Annotated in this window: 13 protein-coding genes; 8 read left to right on the top strand and 5 right to left on the bottom strand. The window is 66.3% G+C overall.

The genetic code is table 11. The annotated features are described in order from the left end of the window. Nucleotides 1-24 precede the first annotated feature (24 nt). Nucleotides 25-189 carry a hypothetical protein gene (locus R2733_23485; GenBank protein MEZ5379483.1) on the top strand — a complete coding sequence of 55 codons (165 nt, stop codon included), beginning with the start codon at nt 25-27 and terminating at the stop codon, nt 187-189. 68 nt (nt 190-257) lie between these two features. On the opposite strand, the gene R2733_23480 is transcribed toward R2733_23485, so the two are convergent. Then, nucleotides 258-1826, bottom strand: a complete 1569-nt coding sequence (locus R2733_23480) for a hypothetical protein (GenBank protein ID MEZ5379482.1) — start codon at nt 1824-1826, stop codon at nt 258-260. A gap of 179 nt (nt 1827-2005) precedes the next feature. Here R2733_23480 and R2733_23475 point away from each other — a divergent pair, with 179 nt between their 5' ends. The 6 genes from R2733_23475 (at nt 2006) to ilvA (ending at nt 8470) form a co-directional block, all read left to right on the top strand. Continuing rightward, complete coding sequence (locus tag R2733_23475) at nt 2006-2302, top strand: hypothetical protein (GenBank protein ID MEZ5379481.1); 297 nt, start codon at nt 2006-2008, stop codon at nt 2300-2302. Nucleotides 2303-2391: 89 nt separating this feature from the next. After that, on the top strand, nt 2392-3384 hold the full coding sequence (locus R2733_23470; GenBank protein ID MEZ5379480.1) for a hypothetical protein: 993 nt from the start codon (nt 2392-2394) through the stop codon (nt 3382-3384). Nucleotides 3385-3463: 79 nt separating this feature from the next. Then, nucleotides 3464-4405, top strand: coding sequence for a homoserine O-succinyltransferase (metA, locus tag R2733_23465; GenBank protein MEZ5379479.1), 942 nt, complete (start codon nt 3464-3466; stop codon nt 4403-4405). Between the two features lie 167 nt (nt 4406-4572). Continuing rightward, entirely contained in the window at nt 4573-5313 is a 741-nt protein-coding gene (locus tag R2733_23460; GenBank protein ID MEZ5379478.1) for a hypothetical protein, read from the top strand. 138 nt (nt 5314-5451) lie between these two features. Then, complete coding sequence (locus R2733_23455) at nt 5452-6888, top strand: methyl-accepting chemotaxis protein (protein MEZ5379477.1); 1437 nt, start codon at nt 5452-5454, stop codon at nt 6886-6888. Nucleotides 6889-6922: 34 nt separating this feature from the next. After that, nucleotides 6923-8470: a threonine ammonia-lyase, biosynthetic gene (gene ilvA / locus R2733_23450; GenBank protein ID MEZ5379476.1), complete on the top strand. Its 1548-nt coding sequence runs from the start codon at nt 6923-6925 to the stop codon at nt 8468-8470. Between the two features lie 28 nt (nt 8471-8498). Here ilvA and R2733_23445 read toward each other — a convergent pair whose 3' ends face one another. The 3 genes from R2733_23445 to R2733_23435 all read right to left on the bottom strand — a co-directional run bounded on the left by R2733_23445 (nt 8499) and on the right by R2733_23435 (nt 10248). Next, nucleotides 8499-9500 carry a DUF4214 domain-containing protein gene (locus R2733_23445; GenBank protein ID MEZ5379475.1) on the bottom strand — a complete coding sequence of 334 codons (1002 nt, stop codon included), beginning with the start codon at nt 9498-9500 and terminating at the stop codon, nt 8499-8501. Nucleotides 9501-9723: 223 nt separating this feature from the next. Beyond that, entirely contained in the window at nt 9724-10077 is a 354-nt protein-coding gene (locus R2733_23440) for a DUF952 domain-containing protein (GenBank protein MEZ5379474.1), read from the bottom strand. A gap of 15 nt (nt 10078-10092) precedes the next feature. Further along, nucleotides 10093-10248: a hypothetical protein gene (locus R2733_23435; protein MEZ5379473.1), complete on the bottom strand. Its 156-nt coding sequence runs from the start codon at nt 10246-10248 to the stop codon at nt 10093-10095. A gap of 92 nt (nt 10249-10340) precedes the next feature. On the opposite strand from R2733_23435, the gene R2733_23430 reads away from it, so the two are divergent. Further along, on the top strand, nt 10341-11072 hold the full coding sequence (locus tag R2733_23430; protein MEZ5379472.1) for a J domain-containing protein: 732 nt from the start codon (nt 10341-10343) through the stop codon (nt 11070-11072). Between the two features lie 39 nt (nt 11073-11111). Here the strand turns inward: R2733_23430 and R2733_23425 are convergent, their stop codons facing one another. Further along, entirely contained in the window at nt 11112-12752 is a 1641-nt protein-coding gene (locus tag R2733_23425) for a calcium-binding protein (protein MEZ5379471.1), read from the bottom strand. Nucleotides 12753-12770: the final 18 nt, after the last annotated feature.

Here is a 12770-nt window from a genome sequence, read left to right as displayed (position 1 = left end):
ACACGGCCGTGCAAGATGGGCGTCGTGAAGGTGTTCGTCGTCAAGATTCCTCAACCGGGCCAGACCTGGCCGGAGGGTCTCCGAGGCACCGTGGAGGATTCGGCGACCGGTGAGTCGCAGGTGTTCACCACGGCCGAGGAGTTGGTCGAGGTCTTGACGACGAAGACGAAGAACGCCGCCGAGGCGTGACGAACCCGCAGATCGGGGTGGTGGTCAACGGAGGGAAGACCACCATCTCGATCAGCGGCTTCGCTGGCTCAGACGCCGGCTTGCTGGGAGTAGACCTGCGCCGGCTGCGAGCGCTGGTCGGCCGGGGGAGCGGCGTAGGCCTGCGGCGCGTGCTGCACCGGTGGTTGTTGGACGGGTGCCGGCTGAGCGGGCGTTTGCGATACGTCTGCGTGCTGTGCTGATGACGGCGCGGCTGCTGGTGCCGCCGTGGCCTGCTGCTGGTTCAGCTGCTGTGCTGCGAGCGCTCGCATGGCCGCTTGCTGCTGGGCGTTCGCGTCCATCGGCGGGCCCGGCTGAGCAGGCGGGGCGCTCATCTGTTGCGCCGCCGCAGCCGGCGGCGGGCCTTCGTCGCCGCTGGTCACGAAGTAGATTTGGGCGACCCGGTCGATCATCTTGATGTCGAGGGCGCGGGGGAGTCCCTCGTACTCGGCGATGCCCGTCATCAGATCGAGGAAGTCGATTGCGACGTAGGGGCGAAGCTCGCCGATGAAGTGCTCCGATACCCGGCGAAGGTGGTGCGCCGCCTCCGCGTTGACATTGATGTTCTTGGCCTTGGCAGCCCGCACGAGGATCCAGTTGAACGCCGTCTCGGTCACTGCGCCGACGTAGACCTTGTTGCGGAGCCGTCGGAGGAACGCCTCATCACCGAGCTCATGCGGATCGAGGTTCGTCGATGCCACGAGCTTCAGTTCGAACGGCACCGTGAACTTGGAGCCGTTGACGAGCCGGAGGAAGTCGATGCCGCGAGAGAGCGGCACGATCCACCGGTTGAGCAGCTCGGTCGGAAGGAGCTGTTGGCGTCCGAAGTCGTCGACGACGAGGATGCCATTGTTGGCCTGCATCTGGATCGGCGCCTTGTAGGCGCCCGAGATCGAGTCGTACTCGAGATCGAGCATGCGGGCGTTGAGTTCACCGCCGACGAGCACGAGCGGCCGATTGCACAGCACCCAGCGCTGATCGAGACCGGGTGGCTGAGGGTCGACCGCCTTGTGGGTCGCTGGGTCGTAGACGGTGATGATCGACCCGTCGACCTCGACCGCCCGAGGCACGAGCACGGCGTCGGTGTGGAGTCGGATCATCCGCTCGGCGAGGCTGGTCTTGCCGGTCCCGGGAGGCCCGTACAAGAAGATGGCGCCATCGCTCAGGAAGGCCGGACCGAGCTGGTCGAGCATTTCGTCGGCCACGACGAGGTCGCCGAAGGCGGCCCGAATCGTCTCGCGATTGATGGTCACGTCGGACTTCTGACGGAGGATCGTCTCGGTATAGGTGGCCAAGGACACCGGCAGGCTGCCGGCATAGCTGGCACCGACCATCCGCTCGCTGGTGGTGCGGTAGCCCGTGTCGCTCAGGCCGATCCGGTAGTCACGGCCCTCCATGCCGTAGTACTCGATGATCTTCTTGTCTCGAAGGGCATCGGCGATCTCCTTGGCGACCGGCATGGTGATGCCGAGGCCGAACGAGACATTGTGAATCGTCGTCTCCCGCTCGACGAACACCCGGCGAGCGAACAGGTCTTCGACGAGACCGCGGGGGATCCCGAGGTCGTCGACCCGGGCGGCCGGCCGCGCCGTCAGCATGGTGGAATCCAGGGCGTCCATATGAGGAGAACATCGGCGGTTTCGGGCCAGTCCTGACCGATCTGTCGCAACATGGTTCCGATGACCCACCTGACCTGCTCGAACAGTCGAAAGATTCTCCTCAGGTCGCGCACCGAGTCGTCCGAGAATGGGGGAGCGACCGCGCACCCGGAACCCGCGGTCTCGGCAGAGGACCTTCGATGAATCGCAATATCGTGCAAGTGGCCAGGATGCGAATGCAGGACGCCGTGTGCGGCGATGTCGTGAACCGCGTTCCCGACGCCACCGAGGGTTGGTTCCAGATCGGGATCATCGAGACGCTGTTCGACGGCAAGACCCAGTTCTCGAGTGCCGATCGACGAGTCACCCTGTCCGGCCATGCACACGACATCTGCGGTGTCCAGGTGTTGAAGCCGGTCGAGATGGAGATGCCCATCCCTCCCGAGGTGATGTCGGAAGAGGAAGCGGCTGCCGCCGCTCCGCCGTCCGGCCACTGATCCCGATCGGCCCTGATCCCCATCGGCCAACGCTCGGATCTGGCCGTCGGCGACGTTTGTGACAGGGGAGTGGCGGGTAGCCCCTCGTCATGTCCGACCACGTCACTATCCCCACCCCCTCGACCAGCTCGATGTTCATCGCCGGGGTGGATGTCACCGAACTGGCTCGCCGTCGACCGCCGTTCACCTCGCTCTACCTGAACGGTGGACCCCAGCCGCGGGAGCGAGCCCATCTCGCCCTCGACGCAGCGGGCGCTCCCAACCTTCACCGCATCCTCGATGCCATCGATACGACCGAACTGCTCGCCAGCCGAGCGATTTTCGCCGCTGACGACGGACCCGTCGTGACGTTCTCGATCGAAGAGCCGCTTCGACATGACGTTGCCCGCAGCGGTGAGGTCCTGTCGCTCGGCACGCTCGTCGAATACTCCCAATTCAGCTCGCCTCACGCCGTGGTGACGATCGAGGACGACATGTTCGGCGTCACCTCCTTCGGGTCGGTCGACGTTCCGGGCGGCGGCGCCCACGATGCTGTCGGGCCGGTAGCGGTCAGCCAATCCGTGCACACGGCGATCGAACAGTTGGGGTTCGTCGAACCGACGCTGCTGGCCCTCGTCGGGACCGGCGACCAGCTCGAGCGATATGCAGCGAACTTCAGCGATGCGTTTCCCCATGCCTGGGTGCAGCACTATGCCACCGACGATCTCGATGATCAGCTCGTCGACATCTCCGACCAGATCGTTCGCGATGCACAATCACGGGCGGCTGAGACGCTCACCCTCGAACTGGCGCAGTTCCGAGCGGCCCGCGATGCCGGCCGAGTGGTCGAAGGCCCGCCGGTCCTCGATGCGGTGCGCCGAGGGGGAGTGGCGACACTCCTCGTGCACGATGACGCCGACGACGACCGGATGGTCGACGGCGACCGATTGGTCGATCACATCACCCACTCCGCAGCGCGGAACAACGTCCCGCTACGGATGATCCCGAACCTCGGCGACGGCCGTGGCCCGGCCGAGGGCCTCGGCGCCGTCCTCGCCGAGGACCAGGCGGCCACCGCCGCCGCCTCACCCGCCGCCGTCTGACCAAAGCGCGGAGCCTCCCAACACTTCGGCAGAGCATCAGGGGGAGGGGCGGGGGTCGGCGGGCGCGTACGCTTTCGTCGTGCCCATCAGGATTCCCGATGCCCTTCCCGCCCGCGAGGTCCTCGAACGTGAGGGCGTGCGGGTGATGGACGAGTCGACCGCACTTCGCCAGGACATCCGGCCGCTGCAGATCGCGCTCTTGAACCTGATGCCCGACAAGATCGTCACCGAGACCCAACTGGCACGGCTGCTCGGGTCGACGCCGCTCCAGGTGGAACTGACACTGGTGCGAGTGGGGAGCCATGCGGCGAAGAACACCGCCGAGGATCACCTGATCTCGTTCTACCGAACCTGGGACGAGATCAAACACCGCACGTTCGACGGGTTCATCATCACCGGCGCACCGATCGAGACCCTCGACTTCGAAGCGGTCACCTATTGGCCCGAACTCACACAGATCCTCGACTGGACGACTACCCACGTCCATTCGACCTTTGCGATCTGTTGGGGTGCGATGGCGGCGATCTGGCACTTCCATGGTGTGCCGAAGTACACGCTCGACGCCAAGGCCTTCGGTGTCTACCAGCATCGAAATCTTCAGCCGGCCTCGCCGTATCTCGCCGGGTTCTCCGACGACTTCGCTGTATCGGTGTCGCGCTGGACCGAGGTCCGCAAGGACGACGTACTTGCGGTTCCCGAGCTCGAACTCTTGATGGAGTCCGATGAAACGGGTGTGTGTCTGGTGTCGGAAACCGCCGGCAATCGGCTCTACATGTTCAATCATGTCGAGTACGACTCGACATCGTTGGCCAACGAGTATTTCCGAGATGTCGACGCCGGCGTCGACATCGAGGTACCGCACAACTATTTCCCCGACGACGACCCAACGCAGCAACCACTGAACCGCTGGCGGTCACACGCCTTCTTGTTGTTCGGCAACTGGATCAACCAGCTCTACCAGTCGACCCCGTTCGACTTTGCGACGTCCGAGCACGAGGGGGCGTCGGCAGCGAAGGGGTAGGAGTCGCTCAGGGCATCAAGCTGGCTGACCTGGGTCTCCAGACAAGTGCTGCATAATGACGATTATGTTTGTTTCGCCACGTCGTGAAACCGGACGAGACAGCGGACGTCGTTGGTGGCAGGTACTAGTGTCCAGTGCCACAACGAACTCACGTCTGGAGGGATGCGATGAGTGACAAGGTGACGAACCTGTCGGGCAAGGGTCAGGGCAGCGGCGTGCCGGCCATGGATGCGGTCGAGGTGCAGTACGCCGAACCGATCGACTTTCCCGATTCCGACGGCGATGGTTTGGACGACATCGTCGAGGCGACGATCGGCACCGATCCGCACAACGTCGACACCGACGACGACGGTCTGATCGACAGCGAGGAGTTCGACTACGGAACCGACCCGCTGAACGCCGACTCTGATGGTGACGGCGCCAACGACTGGTACGAGGCGGTGCTGCGCCGCACCGACCCCAACGACGCCAACGACACACCTCCGCCGTTGACCGGCGATGGTGACACGCAAGTCGCTGATTCCTTCAACACCGGGAATGTCAACGTCGGCAATGGTGACAGCCAAATCGAGGACTCGTACCAAACCGGAACTGGCGATGTCGTCGACGGTGATGGCGGCTTCGGGACGGGGAGTAGCACTCCCCCGGCGCCGACCGTTCCGGTCGACAGCGATGGCGACGGCCTGTCCGATGACTTCGAGGACCAGTACGGTCTGAACCCGAAGTCGGCCGACAGCGACGGCGACGGGCTCGGCGATGGCTACGAGATCGATCTGAAGACCGATCCGTGGGAGGTCGACACCGACGGCGATGGCGTGTCCGACTATGCCGAGGTCAAGTTGGGCACCGATCCGCTCGATGACAGCGACGTGCCCGACGACGACATGCTCGACTCGCTCGCCGACTGAGACGTCTACCGGGTCATCGAGCGCACGCGAGGGCTCATAGCGCGGTGGCGGGGCTCCGAAGCTGGTGACACCGATCTGACGCGCCTGCCCGCTGGCGTTGGTGGATCGAGTTGATCTCCAAGCCAGAGGAAGCCCCGTATGCGCCGATCCATCGTCATTGCCGCTTGCACGTTCATCGCCCTGCTCGGTGGGCTGGTGTCGATCGTCGTGCAACGAGCGTCGGCGTCGATCGAGCGCGGTGAACAGATGAACCAGGCGGCCGAGGTGCTCGCCGAGATGGAACAGTTCCAGGTCGCCAAGGTCCAGGTGTATGGCGGCGTCCTTGGCCTGATTCGTGCCACCGACCAGGCGACCGCCGACGAAGGGTCGGCCGCAGTGGTCGGTGGCCTGACCGATGAACTCACCCATGCGACGCGCATCGTCGAGATCGCGGCCGAGTCGAACAGCGAGGAGGTTCGTACCGCAGCAGCGAACCTGACGGCGGCCACGGATCGGCTCCGGCCCTACGCCGAGACCCTGTCGAATGGTGGCGACGCCCCGCTCGAGGTGCTGGCGACCATCTCCAGTCCCGAACTGCTCGCTGCGGTCGACGAGGCCGACATGGCCGCTGCCAATCTCGCCATTGCGGCCCGTGCCCACTCGGAACTCGTGGCGTCGCAAGCACACGATGCCGGGCGGTCGCTCCAGATCATCGTTGTCGCCGGCGCCGCGTTCGTTGCCTTGCTCGTCCTCGGGCTGTCGTGGGTCTATGGCACCAAGGTCGACCGACGGATCGGCCAGGTCTTCGCACAACTGCGGTTGGCGGGTACCGAACTCGACGATGTCTGCTCGGTGCTCGAGTCCTCGGCCACCGGGTCCGTCGACCGGACGGCGATGGCGGTGCAGCGGGCCGACCTGATGGGCACGACGATCCGCAATGCGTCGGCGTCGATCCTGCAGCTCGGCGGATCGGCCGATCAGATCGCAGCGTCGGTGGCGAGCTCGGACACGATCATCGACACCGCATCCGACCAGGCCAAGGTGGCAACGACGACCATCCAGCGCCTCGATACCTCGTCGGCGGAGATCGCCAATGTGCTGGTGCTGATCTCGACCATTGCCGAGCAGACCAACCTCCTGGCGCTCAATGCCACAATCGAGGCGGCCCGAGCCGGTGAGGCCGGCAAGGGATTCGCCGTGGTCGCTGGTGAGGTGAAGGAACTGGCCAAGCAGACGACGGCCGCGACGACCGAGATCGCTGACCTCGTCTCGACCATCCATACCGACACTCGTGACGTCGTCGGCGCCATCGCCGGCATCTCCGAGACCATCGCCCAGATCGCCGATGCCCAGACCGTCATCCGGGTCGCTGCCGATCAGCAGTCGCTCTCGGTGCACGACCTCGAAGGCACGATGGCGACCGCGTCGAACACGACGGATCAGATCGCCGCGTGCATCCACGACGTCGCCTCCGATGCCTCGTCGACGACCGGCATCGTCGGGCGCCTCGTCCACACAGCACAGGACATGAACACCAACGCCGCGTCGCTCGCAGGATTGACCGGTGAGCGTTCGGTGGTCACGTCACACCATTGAGCCACCGCGGGCGATGGCCCGTTAGCGTGACCAGGTGGAGATCGAACGAGTACCGCTGTCCGACGCCGACGAAGCCGGGTATCTCAAGCGCATCCTGACCTCGAAGGTCTACGAGGTCATCGATGAGTCGCCGCTCGACGATGCACCCGTGCTCTCCACCCGGCTCGGCAACCGGGTCATGCTCAAACGCGAAGACCTCCTGCCGGTGTTCTCGTTCAAGATTCGCGGTGCCTACAACAAGATGGCGAACCTCTCCCCTGCCCAACGCGGCTTCGGGGTGATCGCGGCGTCGGCCGGGAACCATGCACAGGGCGTAGCAATGGCCGCCCAGGAACTCGGCTGTTCGGCGGTCATCGTGATGCCGATCACCACCCCCGAGGTCAAGGTCGACGCCGTGCGGGCTCGCGGGGCCGAGGTGGTCCTCCACGGTGAGTCGTACTCCGACAGCTACGGCCTCGCCGTCGAACTGATGGCGCAACGATCGCTCACGTTCGTACACCCGTTCGACGATCCCGACGTGATCGCCGGCCAGGGAACGATCGGTATGGAGATCCTGCGCCAGCATCCCGAGCCGATCCACGCCGTGTTCGTGCCGATCGGAGGAGGCGGGCTGATCTCGGGCATCGGCAGCTACCTGAAGGCGCTGCGGCCTGGCATCCGTGTGATCGGTGTGCAATCCGACGACTCCGACGCCATGGCGCAATCGCTCGAGCACCGGGCCCGGGTCGAACTCGACACCGTGGGGCTCTTCGCCGATGGCACGGCCGTGAAGTTGGTCGGCGAGGAGACGTTCCGTGTCGCCTCTGGATGTGTCGACGAGGTCATCCGAGTCGATACCGACCAGATCTGCGCGGCGATCAAGGACGTCTTCACCGACACCCGCGCCATTCTCGAGCCGTCCGGCGCCCTGGCCATCGCCGGAGTGAAGGCGTACACGGAGCGGACCGGCGTCAGCGGTGAGACGCTCATCGCCGTGGCCAGCGGTGCCAACATGAACTTCGACCGGTTGCGCTTCGTGTCGGAGCGGGCCGAGATCGGCGAGCATCGCGAGGCGGTCTTCGCGGTCACGATTCCCGAGACGAGGGGGAGCTTCCGGCGGTTCATCGAGATCCTCGACGAGGGGCGCGCCGTCACCGAGTTCAACTACCGCATCGCCGACGCCGACGAAGCGTATGTGTTCGTCGGCCTCCAAGTGTCGAGCCGGGCGCAGGCGCGTTCGATCGCCGAGTCGTTCCGGACGGCCGGTCTCGAAGCGCTCGATCTCACCGACGACGAGCTGGCGAAGCTGCACCTGCGGCATCTGGTGGGCGGCCACTCCCCTCTCGCCAACGACGAGCGTCTGTACCGCTTCGAGTTCCCTGAACGCCCTGGTGCCCTGAGCACCTTCCTGTCGAGCATGGCCCCGGACTGGAACATCTCGCTGTTCCACTACCGCAACCACGGGTCCGACGTCGGTCGAGTCCTGGTGGGCATGCAGGTGCCTGACGCCGATGCCGGCGAGTTCGATCGGTTCCTCGACCAACTCGGCTACCGGTACTGGGAGGAAACCGAGCACCCGGCGTATCGGTTGTTCCTGGCCTGATCTCGGACGGCGCTCGCCGGCGAGCGGCTCACCCGGGGAGATCGCCACCCAGCGGGTAGCGAGCGAACAGCTCCTCCCAGATGGCGTTGGTGAACAGGTCGTTGGCGTACTGTGGTGCTCCCCCGTACCCGGGTACGAGACGCATGGTCCACAGGTCGGCCAGCCCCTCATTGGCCGCCTTGTCGTTCACGACCCGTTCGACCTCGGCCCGTTGTGCGGTGGTCAACGCGTCACGATGGACATACAACAGCGAGATCCGAGCGTGGAAGGCCTCGTGGACGTAGACCGCATCGGTCGTCGATGCCGGCCAGTTGGGGTCGGTGCGGACGCACCAGGTCAGGTTCCAGGTGCTGCGCACCCAACGCACGTTCCCGCCGAACTGGTCGGCCTGGCACTGCGTTGCCACGTAGGTACCGCGTGCCAGCTCGGCATCCGCTGCGGCCCGTGCGGACATGCCGGACCGAAGGAAGGCCCGGTCGCCGGCCGCGGCCGCGCTTGCGGTTCCGGTTGCCGTCGTGAACTCGGCGGACTCGGAGAACGAGATCAACAGGTCGCCACGGTCGAAGTCTCGGCGCGCCAGCTGGGTCGCCCAGTAGCGGTAGCCGACGTCGTCGGACGGTCGCCCGAGCACGTTGCGATAGACAAGGTCGAGGAAGCCACGATCGTCGACGGCGCCGTAGCGCTGGACGAACTCGGCCGAGCTGATGAAGGCATCCGCCATGCCGGCTACATCGAGCCGATGCGCCAACACTTCCCCCGTCCAGTAGTCGAGCCCGCTCGTATCGGGCAGCCGGAGAAATGCTGCGCAGTAGAGGCGATAGACCGACGCCCGCTTGGTACTGGTGACGTAGAGGTCACTGGGAGGCGTCGCCCCGATGCAGACGTCACCGTCGGCCGCGGCCGTTGGTGCCGGTGAGGTTGCGGTGGCTGCGGTGGGCGAGCCGACCACCAATGCGGTGACGGCCAGCGTGAGTGCAAGCGTGTTGACGAACAAGCGACGAACGAGTGATGCCCGGACGGCAGCGAACATGGAGGACCTCGGCGGGGACGGGTACTCCGGAACCTTCGGCTGCGGTGTGGCCAACGTGAGCCAGACGGCTCAGATTCTGTAGTTCGTTCGATCCGCCGGACGTGGGTCCGCTGCCCCATCTCTCGGCTCCTGAGCCCGGAAGTGGGCTGCCCGGCCGAGAGTTCGCCGGGGGTGAGCTCGACAGCCGAGAGTTCGGGTGGTCAGGTCGGCGTCGAATGCTCGATCAGTGGAGGGAGGCGGGGAGGTCGAAGGTGCCGTCATCGTTCGACGGGAAGTCGACGATGTCGGTGACGGCGGCGAGATCGATCGGGCCGTACACGTGGGGGAACTCGATGCCGCTGCCGTAGGAGTCCTCGAAGACCAGGTCGGCGGACAGCTTCGAGCCGTCGATCACCAGGAGGACGAGATCGGTCCGCCCGGCGTACCGCTCGTTGGCCGGGATCAGGACCTGCTCGGGAGTCGACAGGTGGATGAATCCCTCGGAGATCAACGAGTCGGCTCGATACTCCCCCACCCGCTGTGCCTCGGCCCAGGTGTCGGGCGTGGCGATGTGGAGCAAGGTGGGGAGACTCGTCATGGCCCCAGTTTGTCCTCAGCCGACGCCGATGCGGCGTAGGAGGTACACGATGGGTGCCAGCGCAGCGCCGATGGCGATGCCCCACGCCATCACGAGCAGCACGAAGCGCACGATCTCGGGCCAGCGGCTGTTCGCCTGCTCGGCGATCGTCGGCGTCTCGACCACGGCCATGCACTTCCTTCGGCCGCACGATCACAGAAATGAAGCGGGGCGATTCGACTCGGCGGCGACACAACGCCGAGTCCATCGGCCACACTGGCGCCATGAGTCGAGCCGGAGCACACGCCGACCGAGCGGGCGCGGCAACCGGCGTGGTCACGCTCTACGACCTGTTCGGCGTGCCGTCGGCCTGTACGCCCGACGAGCTCCGTCAGGCGTATCGACAGTTGGCCCGTCAGCTCCATCCGGATGTGGCCGGGCTCGACGACGGCGGTCTCGCCATGGCCAAGCTGAACGAGGCGTGGCGCATCCTGTCCGACCCCGACGCTCGGCAGCGGTACGACCTCACGCTCGGCAGTCGCTCGCACCTCGCAACACCGACATCGCCGCAACCACCGCCCAGAGCGCAATGGAGCCGCCGACAGGCCTGGGTGATCAGCATTCAGGCGCAGATGGCTCGCCTCACTCGTCAGGCCGGACGCAGTGCCACCCAGACGCTGCTGATTCGAGCGCCACGAGCCGACCGTGCCCATTACGAGGGTTTGGTGGAGCTGATCGTGGCGAGCGTGATCGAGGACACCGAGCCACGGGTGCGTGCCGCTCGCGCCGCCGGCGCAGCACCACTCGATCTGGCGTCGGCGGCGTCGCTGATCGCACTGCGATCGCTGGCCGACCGGCTGCGCCGAGAGTCGGCGCTCGGTGTGAATGCCGATCTGATCATGACGGCCGAGCTGATCGACCGAATGTGGGACATCATGGCCCACGAGCTGACGAGCCAATTGGCAAATGGGCTGGGCGGCAATCCCCATGTCGCCCACGCCATCACCCATCGCTGAGTGCGCATTGCGGGGCGCCGCGCGCTCCGTGACGGTCGTTCAGCAGGCGTTGAACGTGTCGATGTCGGCGCCGCCGTAGCACGGGTCACGCCCGTCGCCACCGTCGAGATGGTCGTTGCCCGCTCCACCGTAGAGCCGATCGTTGCCGTCGCCGCCGTAGAGGGCATCGGCCCCTGCGCCGCCGGCCAGTCGGTCGTTGCCGGCGCCACCGACGAGCAGATCGTCAGCGGCATCGCCGCTCAGATCGTCGTCGCCCGGTCCCCCGTAGATTCGATCGAAGCCGAGATTGCCCCGGATCAGATCGTTGCCTCCGAGGCCACAGATCACGTCGTCGTCGGTGGTGCCGTTGAGGGTGTCGTCGCCGTCGGTACCGGTGATCGTGCAGCCGGCCGGACCCACGGTCGCCTCGAACACGAAGATGGCACCCTCGTCACGGACACCATCGATCTCGAGCCCGGGTCCGGCAACAACCAGGCGCCCCTGGACGAAGGCGACCGCGGTCCCGAACTGTGAAGGAGGGGGCCGGCGGCGAGCCGGGCTTCCGTCGGCCGGTACCGGGATCGGGGCCTGGATCGTCTGGGCGTGGCGCAGGTCGACGACTGCGGTGCTGCCGCCGCCTGCGGCTTCGTCGGCCAACTCGATCGAAAACGTCATGGTGCGCTCGTCGCCGGGCAGGCCGAACGCGACCAGGGTGCCGTCGCTCGCCGCGCTGGAGGCCTGGACCGACCACTCGGGATCGGTTTGCAATCGACCGCCGGCGTCGGGGCCGATGCGGGTCCAGACCCCGCTCGGCCGGGTGAAGAAGCCGTTCCGCTGCACGAGGAACTCGCCGGGCACCGTCGACGAGGCGACCACCGCGCCGCCACCGATGCCGTCGAAGCGAGCGTCGACGAGCCAGGCATCGCCCGATCGTCGGAAGAACTGCACCTCACCGGTGGCGGCTTGTGACCGCACCCCACTGACGGCAACGAGGTCGCCAGAGGTGTCGACGGCGATCGACACCCGCTCGAGTTCGGGCGCGAGTGCCACCACGGGCTGGACGCCGCCATTGAGGTCGAACACGTCGACGAATCCTGCCTCGTCACCGGCGGAGTCCCTCAGGACCGCAAGCGTCGCGCCGCCGAGCGCGGCCACGTCGGCAAAGGCCGCGCCGTCGGTCCGCTCGTGGCTCGCGATCTCGGTGAGCAGGCCATCAGTACCGATCGACGCTACACGAAGTCGGCCGTCGTCAACCACCACGAGCGTGCTGCCCGACGCAGCGATGGTCTGCTCGGCGAAGACGACGTCGGCGCTGGCGGGAGGCCCTTCGGCGCCGATGAGGACCACGGTGGCCGTCGCACCGTTCACGCCTTCGCTGCCCACCGCGATGATGCCGGCATCCACCGGGAGGAGCATGCGGCCGAAGTCCGCCGACGGATCGCTCGGCACGAAGGGAGCTGCCACCGTGGTGGCATCGGAGAAGACGGTCGTGTTGTCGTCGATCGTTCGATCGACGACCGATCCCGTCGCTCCCATGAGCCCGGCGAGTGCCACTGCCACGCCGACGACCAGACCGCCGGCCGACAGCGGCCCCGAGGGCGAGGTCGGGGTGATGGGTCGCCGTGTCGATCGCCGCCGGCCCCAGGCCGGCTGGCGATCGACGTCAGGGGTCACCGCTCCCTGTTGTGTTCCATCACGCACGGTGAGATTCTCTCACGG

The organism is Acidimicrobiales bacterium (assembly GCA_041394265.1).
GTDB lineage: Bacteria > Actinomycetota > Acidimicrobiia > Acidimicrobiales > SZUA-35 > JBBQUN01.
This window is presented reverse-complemented; position numbering and strand designations above follow the sequence as displayed.

Bases quoted from the DNA above. Each gene is read 5' to 3' on its own strand.
- R2733_23480 (MEZ5379482.1), bottom strand. From the start codon at position 1,826: ATGGACGCCCTGGATTCCACCATGCTGACGGCGCGGCCGGCCGCCCGG.
- R2733_23475 (MEZ5379481.1), top strand. From the start codon at position 2,006: ATGAATCGCAATATCGTGCAAGTGGCCAGGATGCGAATGCAGGACGCC.
- R2733_23470 (MEZ5379480.1), top strand. From the start codon at position 2,392: ATGTCCGACCACGTCACTATCCCCACCCCCTCGACCAGCTCGATGTTC.
- R2733_23460 (MEZ5379478.1), top strand. From the start codon at position 4,573: ATGAGTGACAAGGTGACGAACCTGTCGGGCAAGGGTCAGGGCAGCGGC.
- R2733_23455 (MEZ5379477.1), top strand. From the start codon at position 5,452: ATGCGCCGATCCATCGTCATTGCCGCTTGCACGTTCATCGCCCTGCTC.
- R2733_23445 (MEZ5379475.1), bottom strand. From the start codon at position 9,500: ATGTTCGCTGCCGTCCGGGCATCACTCGTTCGTCGCTTGTTCGTCAAC.
- R2733_23440 (MEZ5379474.1), bottom strand. From the start codon at position 10,077: ATGACGAGTCTCCCCACCTTGCTCCACATCGCCACGCCCGACACCTGG.
- R2733_23435 (MEZ5379473.1), bottom strand. From the start codon at position 10,248: ATGGCCGTGGTCGAGACGCCGACGATCGCCGAGCAGGCGAACAGCCGC.
- R2733_23430 (MEZ5379472.1), top strand. From the start codon at position 10,341: ATGAGTCGAGCCGGAGCACACGCCGACCGAGCGGGCGCGGCAACCGGC.